The following is a 17824-nucleotide window of genomic DNA, read 5'->3' on the forward strand; positions in this document are numbered from 1 at the left end:
TTACTTCGACCGGTTGGGCGTACCACGCCTGTCTTAACCTCAACTACTCGAACCGCCCGGTGCGGACCCGCATGCCGGGTGGTGTGGCAGGGGACCGGTCAGCTATGCTGGCCGCCCCTATGCCGATGGGCCGGAGGCAAGATCTTTCGACATTGCAACAGCAGTGCCCTTGCCGGTTCGCCATGGTTTCATGTTCATTGTGCGGCGGCGACCGCACCCCAACCGGGCGGCTGCCAGCCTTGCATTTTGCATGTGATGAAATTTGCAACAAATTTCAATTGACGTGATATGCTGGCCTGATGAATTGCGCTGACGTTTGTAGGCCGCGGGGCGTTGAACCATTCCATCCACTTTTCTGGGGAACTCGAACGATGCAGCTGAAAATCATATCGTGGAATATACGCCATTTCAGAAAATCGAAGATCGAGGATTACATTCATACGCTGTGGGAGGTGTGCAGCTGGGCGCATGTCTGTTTCGTCTACGAGGACCATGCCGGCATCGGCGCGGTGTTTGCGGAGCACCTGAACAACTATGAAAAGAAGCATGGCAAGTCACCGAGCAACTGGTCTGGAAACGAAATTCGTACCCACGACGAATATGTTGCCGTGATCTGGCGCACGCCGCTGAAGGTGAGCCACAACTCGGGGCGGCAGGCGCAGTTTTCCAAGATTATTTCGGGCGAGCGCGAGCCGGCCGTGGTGGACGTGAATGCCGGCACCGGCCGTACGCTCACGATCGCCGCCTGGCATGCATTTGGCCCGGCCAAGGTCTCAGCCAAGGATTTGTTTCAGAGTATCCAGAAAACCGACTTTTGTGACGTGTTGATCGGCGATTTTAATTTTCAGACCTTCAATAAGGGCCTCGGTACCGGCGGCTTGGTGGTCGATCAATCGGAATTCGAACTGGGCCACTCGATGGATTTCGAGGTGGCTGACAGCAATGGTCTGGTGGCGGCCAGCTCCGTAGGCAAGCGCAGCAGCCGGATCCAGGATACCATCAAGATGCAGGAAATTCTGCCGTCCAACCATTCCGGTTCGACCACCTATACCGACATGGGGCAGGGCAAGCGCACCACCGGCCTGGATCGTTGTCTGGTGTCGCAACAGCACGTTGCCTCGGTGCAGCTCAACGTCGCCATGCCGAAGGAATTTGACGAAATGTCCACGCTGACCGATCACATGCCATTGATGCTGATTTTCGAGGTGAGTTGAGCATCGCCTGTTCCGACACCTCCAGTGCTGCCGATCGGCGCGCGCGTCGGCCTGGCTGTCATTGCGCCTGGTCTGTTTCGCAATTAATACTACTGTATATAAAAACAGTATAATATGGCTCCCTGTACTCACTCAAGGAGCCATCGTATGTCCGAGTTGGATGTGTATTTATCCCAGTATTTCTTCGATACTGAGCAGATGGCGAATGCCTCCCAGTTGCCTGTGGTGCAATTTCTTGCGCTGGTGCGCGAGGGGCTCGTGCCCGGGCCTGCGTATGTGGTGACGAACGGCGCCACGTTGAAATCCTATGTATTTGGCGAGCTGCCCACCGGCGGGGCGAAGGATGGCAGCTACTTTCATCCGGCGACCACGGTATGGGTGGAACGCGCCCTGCAAACCATCGCCAAAGTGGGACGGGAGCAAGCCGGTGTCGCGCTGCGGGCCAGGTTCGCCGAGCAGATGCAGTCCGCGCTGGCCGAGCTGAACGGCTCGACCTGGCGCTTGCCTGACTGCTTCGCCGACGATGGCAGCGTGATCGCCGAAGGCATCGCCAAGCGCATGCAAAGCATCTGGGCGCATTTCCTGCACGGCACGTTTGGCCTGTGCGTGGCCGATCCCGTGTCGGAAGCGGCGATCGCGCGCAAGGAGGTGCTGCAGGAAAAGCTCACCGTGCTGAGTGCGAATGGCACCCGGTTCGTTTATTCGGCCGATGAGGCGTTGGTCATGCTGGACCTGATCGATGCGTTTGCCGAGAGCGCCATGCCATTCTCGCCCGTCGAATATCCCGTCAGTAGCCGTAAGCGCCTGGTGGACGATCTTGCGGCGCGCATCAGGGTCGGGTTGGCCGCCTGAGGATATGAAGTAAGTTTCGGTGGATCGTGAGGTTTTGTGACTTTTTGCCGCTTAGCAAACTGTTATCGTTTCCATCCCAACCGTCGCATGGCCCCTGGCTATCAGTCCCAGCCCTGCTGTGGCCGCCGTTGCGCGTCAACGTCAATCAGCATTGGCCGAGGGCCAGTTTATGCAACAAAACCGGTCTGATCGGAAAACGGGGCCATAGAGCGGCTTGAAGAATTGACGCCAGCGCCTGTGAACGCTTAACCCACCATCAATTTGACCATAAACCACAAGTATTGCCGCCCATCCAACGGCACACTCAACTTCCTCGCAGTGCAGTTAAGAAAATATGTCGTGCGGAATCGTTGAACTGGGGATGGAAACAAATGAGTGAAGCCTTAACTTTGTACGCTTGGGAAGTCTCATATTTCGGTGGAAAATTGCGCAGTTACTTGCGCCATAAGGGTATCCCCTACACGGAGGTGCGGCCGACAATTTTCGATTATTACTTCAAGCTCAAACGACGGACGGGAGTCGCCGCCATCCCCGTGGTCGTGCTTCCGGAAGGCGCCTGGCTGCAAGATACGAGCGAGATAATCGACTTTCTCGAGCATCGATATCCGCAGCGAGCGGTCATTCCCGCAACGCCAGTTCAGCGATTTTCTGCTTATCTGCTGGAAATGTGGGGGGACGAATTCTGGATACCGACCGGCCTGCATACGCGCTGGTGCCATATGGAGGAGAACTATGCCTTTCTGGAACAGGATATGGCCGAGAACCTGCTCCCTGGCTGGCCACGCTGGCTGCAAGACAAGGCCAGTGCAAAGGTGGCGCAGCATATGGCCGATTTTTTAACCTCGACTGGCGTCGTGCCGGAACAATTTGAGCTGTTGCATCGCTGGACAGTGCAGCAACTCGACTGGCTGGACGCCCATTTCGCCACATCCCCTTATTTGCTCGGTGACCGTCCATCGCTCGGCGATTTCGGCCTGATGGGGCCATTGTATGGCCACTTGAGTCGTGACCCTTGGCCGGCACAGCATTTGATCAAGCCCCGCCCACATCTAAAGGCTTGGATCGAACGCATGAACGAGCGTGGGCGCGACATGGGGGAATACCAGCCGGGCGACACAATACCAGACACGCTGTTACCTCTGCTCAGCCGATTACTGACCGACATGCTGTCCTATCTTGAAGGTAACCTCGAGCAACTGCGGCAATTTATGCTTGTTCATCCCGGTGCTGATTCCTGGCCACGATTCATCGGCAGCACCGAATTCAGCATGCTGGACGGACGGTATAGCCGCCCCGCGATGCCTTATGTCTTATGGATGTATCAGCGCATGATGGCGGTCTTTCGTGCCAGCGCGGATGACGAACGCGACGCTGTGCGCCAGTGGCTCCGCGAGCAGGCGGTTGAACGTTTGCTGGATTTGGACGTGCCTAAGCTTAAACGCAAGGGCTTATGCGCTGTACTTGATCGCTGATCCGCTCGGGCAGGTTCAGGCAATTAGCTGCATAGCCATGCGGCCAGGTAAATGGCAACTTGCGCGTAGGGGCGCAAGCTGCCGGTGGAAGACCGAGTTGACATTCATTGCCAGAGCATGGCGCGGCTTGGCGCTGGCGATTGGATCTCTAGGCGCTTGCGCAACTGGCAGGCGCGCTCGGTAGACCGGATCTTCAACGACGCGCATACGGATTGACGGTCTTGCTGTTCGCGTCCGGCATACCGCGCTGTGGGACTAGCGATCGATGAATTCCGCCACCTCGTCCGCCGTGGGCGGATTGCAGCCTTCGCGCATGGCGTTCAGGCTGGCGCTGGCGATGGCGCGCCGCAGGGCCGGGCGCAGCGTTTCCTCGCCGGCGTCGGCCAGCGCGGCGGCCGACAGGCTGTCCTGCGCGGTCAGCGCGGCCACCAGGCCGGCCAGGAAGCAGTCGCCGCAGCCGACCGTGTCGCGCACGGCGATCCCGGCTGGCGCGGGCAGGGCGATGGTGGCGTCGCGCGACAGCAGGATGGCGCCGTCGGCGCCCAGCGTCAGCGCGATCAGCTCCACCTGGGGCAAGTCCAGCAGCGTACGGGCCGCCTCCAGCGGCGGCTGCGCCGTCAGGCCCAGGTGGGCCAGGTCTTCCTCGCTGACCTTGATCAGGTGCGCGTGGCGCAGCGCGCGCCGCACGCCGGCCGCGTAGGCGGGCAGGTCGTCGCAGGCCAGCGGGCGCATATTGGCGTCGATCGAGATCAGCGCCCCGGCTTGGGCGGCGGCGGCCACGATCTCCAGCGTCGCATCGAGGTCGTCCGGCACCAGCGCCAGGCCGCCCGTGTGGAACAGCCGCGTGCCGGCGGGCAGCGCGGCGCGCGCCTGCGCGGGCGTGATGTCGCGGTCGGCCACGCCCTGGCGGTGGAAGGCGTAGCTGGGCGACTTGTGCTCGTCCAGCGTGACGATGGCCAGCGAGGTGGGACAGGCGCTGCGTTGCGGGCTGCCCAGCCGTACGCTGGCCTGTTCGAGCATCCGTGCGAAGCCGTGGCCGAAGCTGTCCACCGACAGCGGGTTCAGGTACGTCACGTCCAGCCCCTGGCGTGCGGTGGCCAGCGTGAAATTGCATACGGCGCCGCCGAGCGCGGCGCCAAAGCGGCCGTCCGGCATTTCTATCATGTCCACCAGCGCTTCGCCGTAGGTCACTATCATGGTTTTCTCCTGCTTGTTTCGTGTTGTGTCATGTTGTGAGTGATGACGGCCGCCGTTCAGCGCGCGGCCGTGTGCAGCAATTTCAGGAACAGTTCGCGGTCCGGCGCGAAGTTGGCGTGCAGCGGCAGCAGCGCGGCGCCGATGGCGCGCGCGTCCGCGCCGATGGCGCCGGCGCGCAGCGCAGGCCGGCGCACGCCTTCCCAGCTGTAGCGTTCCAGCGCCTGTTTCGTTTGTTCCAGCAGCCGCGCCAGCAGGTCGGGGTGGCTGGAGCCGTCGAGCACCACTTCGTCCAGGTCCAGCAGACAGGTGCCATTGCTGACGGCCAGCGCGATGGCGCGGGCGGCGTCGTCCAGCCATGCTTCCGTGTGGGTCAGCCATGGCTGCTGCAAGGCGCGCGCGTCGTAGGCGGCCGTTTCGTCCAGGCCGGCCGCTGCGTACAGTTGTTCAAGGCTGAACAGGGAAGCGGTGCTCAGCATCTGTTCGGGCGGCGCGCCGGCGCCGGACGCCAGGTGCAGCGGCATGGAGCCAAGCGCGCCGGCGTTGCCCGACAGGCCCGCGTGCACGCTGCTGTCGAGCACCAGGCCACCGCCGATGAAGGTGCCGACGAAAATGTACAAGTAGCTGCCGATGCTGCGGCCCCGTCCCGCCACCAGTTCAGCCACGCAGGCGGCCATGGTGTCCTTGGCGAAGACGACGGGTACGTGGCTGACGGCCTGGATCTCGGCGCGGATGTCGAGCCGCTCCCACTGGCCGGCTTGCGCCGGTGCGCTGCCCAGCAAGGCTTGCCAGCCGCCCAGGCCCAGCGGCGCGGCCACGCCGATGCCCGCCAGCCGCGCCGCCCGCAGCGGCCCCAGTTGCTTGAGCAGGTCGCGCTGCATGGCGGCGATCTGGCCGAACAGCAGTTGCGGATCGGGATAACGGTAGCTGAGCGCGCGCCGTTCGCGCACTTCACCGTGAAAGTCGATCAGCAGCAAATCCAGGCTGCGGCGGCCGATCTTGATGCCGATGAACCAGGCGCCGTCGGCATTGAGCATGATGGGCACGGAAGGCTGTCCCACCTTGCCGCGCTGCGGCGCGCCCTTTTGCACCAGCCCCTGTTCCAGCAGCCGGTTGATGATCAGCGAGACGGTTTGCGTGCTCAGGTGCGTGAGCCGCGCCAGGTCGGCCTTGGCCAGGCTGCCGTGCAGGCGGATCGCTTGCAGCACCACGCGCTCGTTGAACTGTCCCATGCCGCTCTGGTTGGAGCCGCGCGGACGCAGCCAGATGCTGGCGTCGGACGGCGCGGCGGCGTGGGACAAATTCATCATGCTGCTTGCGCTCCCGTCAGCACGCCTTTGCGGAACAGGAAGTTGGCGTACGGTTGCAGCTCGCCCGTCTGCACGATGGCATACGCCTGTTTCACGCGCTCGTAGAACGCGAACCGCTCCACCGCCTCGCACTGTTCCGGCTGTGCCTCGCCGGCCCGCTGGCACAGGCCCAGCATGGCTTGCTGCAGCGGCGTGCGGTAGCCTTGCGGCTGGTCGCAGACGGCCATGAAGTCCACCGGCCGCTCGGCCAGGTCGAGCGGGAACACGGACAGCACGGCGCTGGCGGCGCGCGCCAGGTCCACGCCGGGCAGGCGGATCAGCGGCTTGCCGCGCCCCAGCGAGGCGGCCGTGAAGTTGGCGTCCACCAGCACCACGGCGTCGCCGTGGCCCATCTCGGCCAGCACCTTCAACAGCTCGGGGCTGAGCAGCGGATCGAGTCCTTTAAGCATGGGCCTGCTCCGGCAAATCCTTCGGGTCCTTGGCGCCCGTCATCACGGCCACCGTGTCGGACATGCTGATGTGCTTGGGATCGACCACGGCCACGCGCTTGCCCAGCCGCTGGATGTGGATGCGGTCGGCGATCTCGAACACGTGCGGCATGTTGTGGCTGATGAGGATCACGGGCAGGCCGCGGTCGCGTACGCGCCGTATCAGTTCCAGCACCATGTTGCCTTCCTTGACGCCCAGCGCGGCCGTCGGTTCATCGAGGATCACCACGTGCTTGGCGAAGGCCGTGCTGCGCGCCACGGCCACGCCCTGGCGCTGGCCGCCCGACAGCGTGCCCACCGCCTGCTTCATGGAGCGGATGCCGATCTTCAGGTCCTGCATGTGGCCCACGGCTTCGGCCAGCATGCGCTTCTTGTCGATCAGGCGCAGCCAGCGGCCCAGCAGGCCGGGGCGCAGGATCTCGCGGCCCAGGAACAGGTTCTCGGCGATGGTCATGGCCGGCGCCACGGCCAGGTCCTGGTACACGGTTTCGATGCCGTGGCGGCGCGCGTCGATCGGGGACTTGAAGCGCACCGGCTCGCCGTCCAGCGTCAACTGGCCTTCGTCCGGGATCACGGCGCCCGACAGGGCCTTGATCAGCGAGGACTTGCCGGCGCCGTTGTCGCCGATCACGGCCAGGATTTCACCGGCGCGCAGGTCGAAGTCGGTGCCGTCGAGCGCAGTCACGCCGCCGTAGCGCTTGACCAGGCCGCGTGCCTGGAAGATGGTCGCGGGTATCGTAGCGGTCATGATCATCAGCCTTTCTTGTGCGTCAGTTGGTCGGTGGCGACAGCGAGGATCACCAGCACGCCGGTCACGAGGATTTGGTACACGGAGGGCACGCCCATCAGGGTCAGGCCGTTGCGGAACACGCCGACGATCAGCACACCGATGAAGGTGCCGACGACGGAGCCACGCCCGCCGAACAGGCTGGTGCCGCCCAACACCACGGCCGTGATGCTGTCGAGGTTGTCGGTCTGGCCGCCTTGCGGATCGCCCACGCCCATGCGGGCCACGGACAGCATGGCGGCGATGCCGTAGAACAGGCCGGCCATCATGTACACGCCCAGCAGCACGCGCGAGGTGGCGATGCCGGTCAGGCGCGCCGCTTCCGGGTTGTTACCGACGGCGTACAGGTGGCGGCCGGGCGCCGTCTCGCGCAGGAACAGCCAGGTCAGCACGTACAGGGCCAGCATCAGCACGGTGCCGTAGGTGAGGGTGGTCTGGCCCAGGTGGAAGGTGTTGCAGAAGAAGGTCATCGCGTCCGGCAGGCCGGTCACCGTCTGCGCTTGCGAATAAATCTGGGTCACGGCGAAGGCGATGTTCATGGTGCCCAGCGTGACGATGAACGGCGGCAGCTTGATCGAGGTGACCAGCGCGCCATTGAGGTAGCCGATCAGCACGCACACGCCCATGCCGCAGGCCACGGCCAGGTAGGGATGCATGCCGTAATCGACGGCGAACTTGGTGGCCACCACCGAGCCCAGCGCCATGGCCATGCCGCACGACAGGTCAATGCCGGCCGTGAGGATGATCAGGGTCTGGCCGATGGCGATCACGCCCACCACCATCACCTGTTGCAGGATCAGCGAGAAATTCTGGCCGCTCAGGAAGCGGTCCGATTGGGTGGCGAAGAACAGGCAGGCGGCCAGCAGGGCCAGCAGCGGCCCCAGTACGGTAACTGGCGGCAGCACATCTTTCAGGCGCAGTGACATGGTTTTTCCCGGGAGGGCAGGGGACGGGCGGACGGCGGCGGCGGCCACGGAACCCTGGTTCAGATTGCTTTGCATGATATTCCTTTCGGTAGGGTAGGGGCGGCCGTGGCCGCCCGCGATCCTGGACGGCTGACCTTACTTGCCCCAGCAGGCGCTCAGGCCGTAGCCGGTGTCCTGGCTGGTCACGCCGGCCTGCTTGTGGTCGGTGATCAGGGTCACGCCCGTGTCCACGTAGCCGCTCACCTTCTTGCCCGTCTTGGCGTAGGTCATGCCGGCGTCCACGGCCAGGCCCGCCATCTTCAGCGGATATTGCTGCGAGGTGGCCGCGATCACGCCGGCCTTCACGTCGCGCACACCGGAGCAGCCGCCATCGACCGATACGATCAACACGCCTTTTTCCTTGCCGGCCGCCTTCAGGGCCTTGTAGGCGCCAGCCGCCGCGGGTTCATTGATGGTGTAGACCACGTTGATGTCGGGATTCTTCTGCAGGCAGTTTTCCATCGCCGTCTGGCCCTTGCCCTGGTCGCCGTAGCTGTCGGCCATGCAGACCACGTCCGCGCTCTTGGCCAGGCCGGCCGTCTTGGCGTCCACGCCCGGCACGCCGAAGCCGGCCAGGAAGCCATTGTGGCGGGCGATGCCGACCGGGTGGCCGGGGAACAGGTCCAGGGTGGCGATCCTGGCGGGCTTGCCCGCCATCGCGGCCTTGGCGTATTCGCCGATCAGCAGGCCGGCCTTGAAGTTATCCGTGGCGAACAAGGCGTCGGTGGCGTTGGCCGGTTCGGCCGGGCTGTCGAGCGCGATCACCATCACGCCGGCGTCGCGCGCCTTCTTGATGGCTGGCACGATGGCCTTGGAATCGTTGGGGGTGATCAGGATGGCCTTGGCGCCGGCCGACACCATGTTCTCGATGGCCGTGACTTGGCCCGCGTTGTCGCCGTCGGCCTTGCCGGCCGCCGTCAGCAGCTTGGCGCCCTGCAGCTTGGCCGCATGTTGCGCGCCTTCCTTCATCTTGACGAAGAAGGGGTTGGTTTCCGTTTTGGTAATCAGCCCGATGACGGGCTCGGCTGCGGCGGCGTAGCCGGCGACGGATGCGATCAAACCCACTGCGATGCAATGCTTGGCGTACATGCTGTCTCCTAAGTGTCTTTTATTGGATAGCCGACCGGGGTGGTCGATGTTGCGCGTCTGTTTGTGATGGCGCTGACTGAAATATAGGCCGCTTCGATTAATAAATCAATCTATTTTATTTAATCGTGCGGAAGTGATGTTCGATTGAGGTAACATGGCAACAAAATCAACTGGAGACGGTGTCAAGATGAGCGATGTCGAACAAGCGCTGGCGCACTTGCTGGCCAGCCTGGTGCCGGGTCAACGGTACATGCTTGGCCTGGCGGGCGCACCCGGCGCGGGCAAGTCCACCGTGGCCCAGCGCCTGCTGGCAGCCTTGCCCGGCCGCGCCGCGGTGGTGCCCATGGATGGCTACCACCTGGCCAACACGGAACTGGCGCGGCTGGGACGGGCCGGTCGCAAGGGGGCGCCCGATACGTTCGACAGCGCCGGCTACGTGGCCTTGCTGGCGCGGCTGCGCCAGCGCGTGCCGGGCGAGGTGGTGTACGCGCCCGAGTACCGGCGCGAGATCGAGGAGGGCGTGGCCGGCGCCATCGCCGTGCCGCCGGAGATCGAACTGGTCATCACGGAAGGCAATTACCTGCTGCTGGATCAAGGCCATTGGACCGGCGTGCGTGCGCAACTGGACGCGGTCTGGTACATCGATATCGACCATGACCTGCGGCGCGAGCGGCTGGCCGCGCGCCACATGCGCTTTGGCCGCACGGCCGACCAGGCGCACCACTGGGTGTGGCGGACGGACGAACCGAATGCCGTGCTGGTGGAAGCGAGCAAGGTACGGGCGGACCTGGTGCTGCGCTGATTAGTGGCGGGGTCAGTGCCAACAATCGTACATGAGCGCGGGTAGGATTGTTGGCACTGCGCTCCGGAGTGAGGGCGCGGTAAGCGCAGCTAGCCAGCGGCATCGGAGCTTGATACCACAAGTTGCCAACCCGGGCGCGATGGTGCAGACTGCCTGCTTTGTCAACACAGGCGCACGCGCGCCCAGGAGCCGTCCCCATGCAGCAAACTCCCCCCACCGCCGCCGCCGACGCTGAGGAAGCCGTCGCCGACAATCTGCGGCCGCGGGGCTCGAACCAGACCGGCATGCGCCAGTTCAACGAGCGCGTCGTGCTGCAGGCGATCCGCCTGCACGGCAGCCTGCCCAAGGCCGACCTGGCCCGCCTGACCACGCTCAGCACCCAGACCGTGGCATTGATCATCGCCCGCCTGACCGACGACGACCTCGTGATGAAGCTCGAACCGCTGCGCGGCAAGATCGGCCAGCCCTCGGTGCCGATCGCCCTCAAGCCGGACGGCGCGTTCTCGATCGGCGTCAAGATCGGCCGCCGCAGCCTGGACGTGCTGCTGCTCGATTTCGTCGGCAATGTGCGCAACCGCTATTCGCTGGGCTACCGCTTTCCCGAACCGGACCAGGTGTTTCGCACCATCGCCGAGCAGGTGCGGCAGATGCAGGCCTCGCTGGCGCCGGCGCTGCGCAGCCGCATCCAGGGCATCGGCGTGGCCGCGCCGCTGTCGCTGGGCAGCTGGCGCGAATTGATCGGCATGGCGCCCGAGGAGGGCGGGCGCTGGAACCGGCTCGACATCGCGCGCCAGATCGAGGCCGACACCGGCCTGCCGGTGCGCTTCGCCAAGGACACGGCGGCCGCCTGCGTGGCCGAACTGGTGGCCGGGCGCGGGCGCAGCGTCAAGAGCTTCCTGTATTTGTACATCGACACCTTCATCGGCGGCGGCCTGGTGATCGACAGCCACCTGCACGCTGGCCTGCACGGCAACGCGGGCGCCATCGGCTCGCTGCCGGTGGGGATGGCGGGCACGGACGCGGGTTCGCCGCCGGCCCAGTTGCTGTCCACCGCGTCATTACTGGGATTGGAGAACCTGTTCCAGCAAGCGGGCCTCGATCCGCTGGCCGCCTATGACGAGCGGGCCACGCAAGGCCAGTGGGATGAACTCAGCTCGCAGTGGGTGGCGCAGGCCGCCAACGCGATCGCGATGGCCGTCACCAACGCCAGCTGCCTGCTGGACCTGGAAGGGGTGATCGTGGATGGCTCGTGCAGCCGCGCGCTGCTGGAGCGTTTGATGGCCGGCGTGTCGGCCGCGCTGGCGCGCTACAACTGGGAAGGCGTGCAGCGGCCGCAGATCCAGATGGGCACCATCGGCCCGGATGCGCGCGCGCTCGGTGGCGCGCTGTTGCCGCTGTACGCCAATTTCGCGCCGGACCGCGACCTGTTCCTCAAGCTTGAAGCCTGACGGCAGGCCGCGGCCGGCGCCATCTTCAAACGCTTACCACCACGCCTCGACTTGCAGGCCGGCCGACAGGCCGCTGGTGTTGGAACCGTACACAGGACCGCTGTTGTTGGCCGCGTTGACCAGCGGCGTGGCGGCGCCATTCCATTTGCCGTAGGTGACGAAGGCGCGCAGCTCCGGACGCGACCAGTAGCTCTCACCCATGGCGATGGCCGGCGCGAAGGTCAGCTTGGTCAGGCGCGCGGTCTGGCCGGTGCTGTCCTGCTTGAGCGTGGTCACGCCCAGTTCCCCCTGCAGCTTCAGGTTCGGCAGGATCGCGTACACCGGGCGCACGCCCATCGTGGTCCAGGTGTTGCGCAGGGCGATATCGTCGGCCTTGTCCTTCTGGTACAGGGCCGCGAACTCCATGCTGAACTGGCGGGTGGGCTGGATCACCAGATCGTCCAGCACGCGCACGCGCGTCACGTCCGCGCCGAGCGTAGTGCTGCCCGATGGACCCATGCGCGAGCAGCAGATGCCGATGCCGGTACCGGGGCCGCTGCCGTACTGCAGGCCCACCAGGTTGGCGCCGCCCAGCATTTCCTGTTTGTGGAACGCGCCGACCGCCCAGCCGCCGTGGCTCTGGTCGCCCTGGCCTTGCGCGGCGCGGTCGCGGCCCTGGGCCGAGATCAGCGTCAGCGCGATGTCGAGCGTGCCGCCCGGATTGGTGGGCAAGCCTTCATACAGCAGGTTCTGGCGCACGGCGGCCGGGGTGTTGACGATGGCGCCGCCGGCCCCGGTGGCGTTGGTGTCGTTGTCCTTGAAGACGGCGTAGCTGATGCGGCCCGCGCCCAGCGGGATCTTGTCCAGGCCACCGCCCGTGCCGTTCATGTTGATGTACTGCATATCGAGCATGTGGATGTCGGGACGGTAGTAGTAACGCTTGCCCATCCATGCCGTGCCGCCGCCCAGGAAGGGCAGGCCCTTGGCTTCCACGTAGCCTTTCAGCAGTTGCAGCTTGGCGTCGCGGAAGTCCGAGCCGGGCGAGTAGGCGTTGACCCACAGCGTGCTGACGAAGCTGACGCCGTTGTCGGCCTTGGCGATTTCCTTGGTGTAGCCGAACTCCGTGTATGAATCGCACTCGTTGCCCAGGCGGTAGGACGAGGTCGGGCCGCCCAGCGCGTAGCAGCTTTGCGGGCCGTGGGTGGAGCTGCTGCCGGCGCTGGCGCGCAGGTAGCCATGGAAGCCTTCCGTGTCGTTGTAGGAATCGGCGCTAGCGTAGCCGCAGGCAATAGCCAGCGCCAGGGGGAGGGCTTTCCGGGTCAGACGGTTCATCTTGTGTCTCCTGATCGTTGTGATTGTTGATACAGCGAGAGCGATTGTGCGTCCGCTTACTAATTAAATCAATTTGTTTTATTTAATTGGATGCGAAATTGCAACACCTAAAACCGGAAGCGGAAAGCAAGACGGGGCCGGGTCCCGAAAGACCCGGCCCCGTCTACTGGGCAAAGGCAGAGGGTGTTACAGGCTGCCCGACACGTTCACGCCGATCGTGCGCGGCACCAGGCGGTAAGCCTCCTGGAAGAACTGCACGTTGGGACGCTGGATCACCTTGTTATTGTTGGCCAGGTTCTTGGCGAACAGCGACACTTGCCACTTCTCGAAGTTGACGCCGACGCTGGCGTCCACGGTCGCATAGGCGGGGCGCTGGTAATCGCTGTCGCCGATGTGGGCGGTGCCGTAGCTGGAGCCGGTCCAGTGGGCCGTCAGGCGCGCGAAGCCGTCCGTGGTGCCGGTGATGGTGTAGCGGTATTCGCCGCCCAGCGTGGCGTTGAACTTGGGCGCGCCCGGCACCTTCTGGCCGGCCAGCGAACCGAGGGCTTCGTTGGCGTCCACCAGGTAGGCGTTGGTGTAGCCGGCCGCCAGGTCCAGCGTCAGGTCCGGCGTCGGCTTGGCTTTCACTTCCAGTTCCACGCCCGTGCTGCGGGCCTTGCCGGCGTTGGTTTCGTAGTCGAAGGTGCAGCTCAGCGCGCGGTCGACCTGGATGTTCTTCCAGTCGATGTAGTAGGCCGCCGCGTTGATGGCCAGGCGGTTATTCAGGAAGCGCGACTTGTTGCCCACTTCATAGCTCCACAGCGAATCGGAACCGAAGCTGGCTGGCGCTTTCGCCAGGCCCAGGCTGTTCAGCTCGGCGCCGCAGATCGAGAGCGGAATGTCGCGGTTCTGGCCGCCGAGGCGGAAGCCCTTGGCCGCGTTGAAGTACAGCATATCGGTCGGGTCCACGTTCCACGACACGGCGAACTTCGGCGTGACCGCATGGGTGCTTTCATCGTGCGCCTGCTGGATCGTCATGCCCGGCATGGCGGCGAAGTAGTTGGATGCTTCACGCGCCAGCGAGTCGGTGGCGTACAGGTCGCGCAGGCCGGCCGTCACTTGCAGGGCGGGCGAGAAGTGGTAGCTCGCCTCGCCGAACGCCGCCTTCTGCGTGGTGCGGTAGTGGCGCGCCGTGAAGTAGGCACTGTCGTTGCTGAAGGCGCCGGGGAAGGTGCCCGACATGACGGCCGGGTCTTCCGCGTTCAGGCCGTACCTGGCGAACAGCGCGTTCATGCCCGGCACCGGCTCGTTGTCGTTGACGGTGGTGTGCAGGTTGGAGAAGTAGGCGCCGGCCAGCCAGGTGACGGGCGTGGGCGCCTTGGCGTCGTAACCCTTGGAGGCGAGGCGGAACTCCTGCGAGAACTGGCGCACCTGGTTGTTCAGGTAGACGTAGGCGGGCGTGACGGCCAGCGTGGACGCCAGGCTGGCGGGCGCGCCCGGCTGCAGCAGCGTGGCCAGGTAGGCGCTGTTGGCCTGGGTGCCGTCCTGGGTGCGGTTGAAGTCGCGCTGGTAGAAGCTGGTGACGGACACGAGGTCGGCCCGGCCCAGGTCGTAGTTGATGGTCAGGCTGGGCGTGAACAGCTTGTCCTTGCCCGGCTCCAGCACCGGCTTGCTGACCTGGTACGGCTGCAGCGCGGCGCCCGTCGTTTGCGAGTACGGATATTCGGTCGGCAGGTCGCCCGTCTTCACTTCCTGGTAGAACAGGGCCGGCGTGACGGTCAGGTCGCGGTTGACGGCCCATTTGAGCGCCATGCGCAGCACGGCGTCGTCTTCCGAATTGGTGCGGCGGCGCACGGTGGCCAGCGTGTCGGGATCGACCTGGGTGATGTAGCCGCTCACGTGGGTGCTCTGCACGCCCACGCGCAGCGCCATTTCGTTGGCCACCAGCGGCACGTTGAGCACCGCGTTCACGCTGTGGTTGATGCCACCGTGCGAGGTGGACGACAGTTCCGCCATGGCGCTGTTGTCCATCTTCTTCAGGTCCGGCTGGTTCAGCAGCACCTTGAGCGTGCCGCCCATGGAGCTGGCGCCGTACAGCGTGCCCTGCGGACCGCGCAGCACTTCGATGCGGTCCACGTCGAAGAACTTGGGCTCCGGGCTGCCCAGGCTGTACAGGTTACGGGTGGTCATGGACACGTCATCCATGTAGATGCCCACCGTGCCCGAACCGGCCGAGGAGGCGATGCCGCGCATTTCAATGTTCGACAGGCCGGGGCCATTGCCCTGCGTGCCGCCCGAGAACGAGATGTTGGGCACGTTGCGGGTGATGTCTTCCAGCCCCGCGATGTGTTGGGCCGCCAAATCTTCGCCGCGCACCACGGACATGCTGATGGGCACCTTGCTGGCGTCTTCCTTGCGCTTTTGCGCCGTGACCTGGATGGTCTGGATCTGTTCGCTGCGGGCGGCCTTGGCTGGCGCGGCCGCATTTTCAGCGTTGGCGGCGGGCGCTTCCTGCTGCGCCAGGGCGGAGGCGCCCAGGGTGGCGCCGGTGGTGAAGAGGGTGGCGATCGCCAGTTGCAATCGGGTGCGTTGGATTTTCATGTGAGGACAGGGCCGGCGGGCAGTCGCGGCCGCAATATTGGCAAGGGCCATTATTGTCCTACATTGTTGCGTTGCAGAATTGATTGTATATACAACAATTTTCAACAATCGGGGACGCACCCCGGTTTTCCCGTACAGCAAAATCAGGGACGTAACACGATTTAGCACTCAGGAAACAGGCGGCGGATGGCGCCTTTCCGAGAGGGAAAACCGTGTTACGTCCCCGATTTTTTCGGCCAGCAAGTTTCTTGGAGGCTAAATGGTGTGACGTCCCCGGTTTTCAGGGGTTACCACTTGAGCTCGCCTTTGGCCACCTTGGCCGAAATGTCCAGCGCACCGGCCAGACCGGCGGACGGGTAGGCACCTTTCATGGCTGTGATCAGGCCGGCGGCATCGGCCGCCCTGGTCGCTTCAGCTTCGAAGCGCTGCAGGTAAGTGCGGGTGTAGGCGATGCTGTCCGGCGTGTAGCTGGCGCCGACCTTGAAGTGGCCCGGCACCACGGTCGCCGGCTTCAATGCGTCGATGGCGTCCAGCGTGGCCAGCCACTGCTGGCGCGATGCCACGGTCTGTGTGTCGGCCGTCCACACGTGCAGGTCGTTGAACAGCTCCACGCCGCCCACCACCGCTTTAATCGACGGAATCCACACGTAGCTGCGCTCGGGCGACTTGCCCTGCAAGCCTTCGATCTTCAGCGTCTGGCCTTCGAGCGTGATGGTGTCGCCTTGCAGCGGCTGCGGCATCACGATGCCTTGCGGCGCGTTGTCCTTCAGGATGGGGCCCCAGTAGGCGACCTTGGCGGCGGCCTTCTGCTGCATGGCGGCGATGGTTTGCGGCGTGGCCACGATGCGGGCGTCCGGGAAGGCGGCGTGGATCACGTCCAGGCCGAAGTAAAAATCGGGGTCGCCGTGGCTCACGTACACGGTGGTCAGGCGCTTGCCGCTGGCGCGGATGCGCTCGGCCAGCTTGAGCGCTTCGCCGCGCGAGAACTGGGCGTCGATCAGCACCGCGTCGCGCTGGCCCGCCACCAGCACCGAGGCGACCGGGAAGATGGCCGTTTCGCCGGGGTTGTAGACCTCCAGCGTCAGCGGAGCCGTGGCGGCGGAGGCTGCGGGAACAACGCCCAGGGCAGTGGTGGCGGCGAGGGCGGCGGACAGGATGGTGTGCTTGAACATGACGGTCTTTCCGTTGAAGTGAGAATGACGTCATCTTAAATTGCTTGATTCGATGGAAAAACCAGATATCCTGCAACGATTAATTGCATAAACCGGACGAATTATGGATCGCATCACGGCCGCCACGGTGTTTGTCAGCATCGTCGAGCGCGGCAGCATGATCGCGGCGGCGGAATCGCTGGACATGTCGCGCGCCATGGTCACGCGCTACCTGGCCGAGATGGAGCAGTGGGCCGGCGCCCGCCTGCTGCACCGGAGCACGCGCCGCCTGAGCCTCACGGACGCAGGCGAAGTGACGCTGGCGCGCTGCCGCCGCATGCTGGCACTGGCCGCCGCCATCGACGCCGCTCCGCCCGAGGAACCGGATACCCCGCATGGCCTGCTGCGCATCAGCTGTTCGCAGTCGCTGGCGCAGGCGGCGCTGGCGTCGGCCGTGCCGGCCTATCTGCGCCGCTATCCGCGCATGAAGGTCGATCTGCAAATGAATAACCGCGCCGTCAACCTGGTCGAGGAGCGCATCGACCTGGCGCTGCGCATCACCAACGCGCTCGACCCCAACCTGATCGCGCGCCGCCTGGCCAGTTGCGATTCCGTCGTCTGCGCGTCGCCCGCGTACCTGGCGGCGCACGGCACGCCGCGCCGGGCCGAGGAACTGGCCGAACATAACTGCCTCACCTATAGCTACTTCGGCAAGAGCCTGTGGCAATTCACGCGCGCGGGCGAGGCGCTGTCGGTGCCGGTGGACGGCAACCTGTCGGCCAACGACGAATTCGTGCTGCTGTCGGCCGCCGTGCAGGGGGCGGGCATCGCGCTGCAGCCGACGTACAGCGCGGCGCCGCTGATCGCGGCCGGCCAGCTGGTGGCGCTGCTGCCGGACTGCGCGCCGCAACGGATGGGCATCTATGGGATCTACAGTTCGCGCCAGTACCTGCCGCCGGCGCTGCGCGCCATGCTGGACTTCCTGCTGGACTGGTTCGGCAGTCATCCAGGCTGGCGGTAAAGCGTTAATCTTATGGCCATGTTTCAGTCACAGTGAGCATTGATGCGGCCTGCGGGCGAAAAAAAGCCGGGATTTTCGTGCGCATTTTCCGCGCACAAATGGTTGTTGAGATACAATGCCGCGTGCTATCCTGATTGACC

At 64.7% G+C, this 17824-nt stretch carries 15 protein-coding genes; 6 read left to right on the plus strand and 9 right to left on the minus strand.

What is annotated here, in order from left to right:
- Window positions 1–371 precede the first annotated feature (371 nt).
- The 3 genes from H3H36_RS22560 to H3H36_RS22570 all read left to right on the plus strand — a co-directional run bounded on the left by H3H36_RS22560 (window position 372) and on the right by H3H36_RS22570 (window position 3538).
- Entirely contained in the window at window positions 372–1214 is an 843-nt protein-coding gene (locus H3H36_RS22560) for an exonuclease/endonuclease/phosphatase family protein (protein ID WP_182220322.1), read from the plus strand.
- A 147-nt stretch (window positions 1215–1361) separates the two neighbouring features.
- Entirely contained in the window at window positions 1362–2066 is a 705-nt protein-coding gene (locus H3H36_RS22565; RefSeq protein WP_182220323.1) for a DUF6058 family natural product biosynthesis protein, read from the plus strand.
- A gap of 371 nt (window positions 2067–2437) precedes the next feature.
- The gene (locus H3H36_RS22570) at window positions 2438–3538 is read left to right on the plus strand and encodes a glutathione S-transferase family protein (RefSeq protein WP_182220324.1); all 1101 of its coding nucleotides are present in this window, start codon (window positions 2438–2440) and stop codon (window positions 3536–3538) included.
- Window positions 3539–3793: 255 nt separating this feature from the next.
- Here H3H36_RS22570 and H3H36_RS22575 read toward each other — a convergent pair whose 3' ends face one another.
- The 6 genes from H3H36_RS22575 to H3H36_RS22600 all read right to left on the minus strand — a co-directional run bounded on the left by H3H36_RS22575 (window position 3794) and on the right by H3H36_RS22600 (window position 9371).
- Window positions 3794–4735 (minus strand): PfkB family carbohydrate kinase, encoded by a 942-nt coding sequence (locus H3H36_RS22575; RefSeq protein ID WP_182220325.1) that lies wholly within the window; start codon window positions 4733–4735, stop codon window positions 3794–3796.
- 56 nt (window positions 4736–4791) lie between these two features.
- Complete coding sequence (locus H3H36_RS22580; RefSeq protein ID WP_182220372.1) at window positions 4792–6039, minus strand: ROK family transcriptional regulator; 1248 nt, start codon at window positions 6037–6039, stop codon at window positions 4792–4794.
- Complete coding sequence (locus tag H3H36_RS22585; protein ID WP_182220326.1) at window positions 6039–6491, minus strand: RbsD/FucU family protein; 453 nt, start codon at window positions 6489–6491, stop codon at window positions 6039–6041. The genes H3H36_RS22580 and H3H36_RS22585 overlap by 1 nt, the downstream gene beginning before the upstream one ends.
- Entirely contained in the window at window positions 6484–7284 is an 801-nt protein-coding gene (locus tag H3H36_RS22590) for an ATP-binding cassette domain-containing protein (protein ID WP_182155207.1), read from the minus strand. The genes H3H36_RS22585 and H3H36_RS22590 overlap by 8 nt, the downstream gene beginning before the upstream one ends.
- On the minus strand, window positions 7284–8243 hold the full coding sequence (locus tag H3H36_RS22595) for an ABC transporter permease (protein WP_182220327.1): 960 nt from the start codon (window positions 8241–8243) through the stop codon (window positions 7284–7286). The genes H3H36_RS22590 and H3H36_RS22595 overlap by 1 nt, the downstream gene beginning before the upstream one ends.
- Window positions 8244–8378: 135 nt before the next feature.
- A complete protein-coding gene (locus tag H3H36_RS22600; protein WP_182220328.1) occupies window positions 8379–9371 on the minus strand; it encodes a sugar ABC transporter substrate-binding protein in 993 nt (330 codons plus the stop codon).
- A gap of 187 nt (window positions 9372–9558) precedes the next feature.
- On the opposite strand from H3H36_RS22600, the gene H3H36_RS22605 reads away from it, so the two are divergent.
- A complete protein-coding gene (locus tag H3H36_RS22605; RefSeq protein WP_220459831.1) occupies window positions 9559–10173 on the plus strand; it encodes a nucleoside/nucleotide kinase family protein in 615 nt (204 codons plus the stop codon).
- Between the two features lie 197 nt (window positions 10174–10370).
- Window positions 10371–11621 carry an ROK family protein gene (locus H3H36_RS22610; protein ID WP_182220330.1) on the plus strand — a complete coding sequence of 417 codons (1251 nt, stop codon included), beginning with the start codon at window positions 10371–10373 and terminating at the stop codon, window positions 11619–11621.
- 33 nt (window positions 11622–11654) lie between these two features.
- On the opposite strand, the gene H3H36_RS22615 is transcribed toward H3H36_RS22610, so the two are convergent.
- The 3 genes from H3H36_RS22615 to H3H36_RS22625 form a co-directional block, all read right to left on the minus strand.
- Window positions 11655–12932 (minus strand): maltoporin, encoded by a 1278-nt coding sequence (locus H3H36_RS22615; RefSeq protein WP_182220331.1) that lies wholly within the window; start codon window positions 12930–12932, stop codon window positions 11655–11657.
- Between the two features lie 186 nt (window positions 12933–13118).
- A complete protein-coding gene (locus H3H36_RS22620) occupies window positions 13119–15512 on the minus strand; it encodes a TonB-dependent receptor (protein WP_182220332.1) in 2394 nt (797 codons plus the stop codon).
- A 287-nt stretch (window positions 15513–15799) separates the two neighbouring features.
- A complete protein-coding gene (locus H3H36_RS22625; RefSeq protein ID WP_182220333.1) occupies window positions 15800–16684 on the minus strand; it encodes an MBL fold metallo-hydrolase in 885 nt (294 codons plus the stop codon).
- Between the two features lie 103 nt (window positions 16685–16787).
- Here H3H36_RS22625 and H3H36_RS22630 point away from each other — a divergent pair, with 103 nt between their 5' ends.
- Window positions 16788–17684, plus strand: coding sequence for a LysR family transcriptional regulator (locus tag H3H36_RS22630; protein ID WP_182220334.1), 897 nt, complete (start codon window positions 16788–16790; stop codon window positions 17682–17684).
- Window positions 17685–17824 lie beyond the last annotated feature (140 nt).

It is taken from the genome of Rugamonas fusca (assembly GCF_014042365.1).
GTDB classification, from domain to species: Bacteria; Pseudomonadota; Gammaproteobacteria; order Burkholderiales; family Burkholderiaceae_D; genus Rugamonas; species Rugamonas fusca.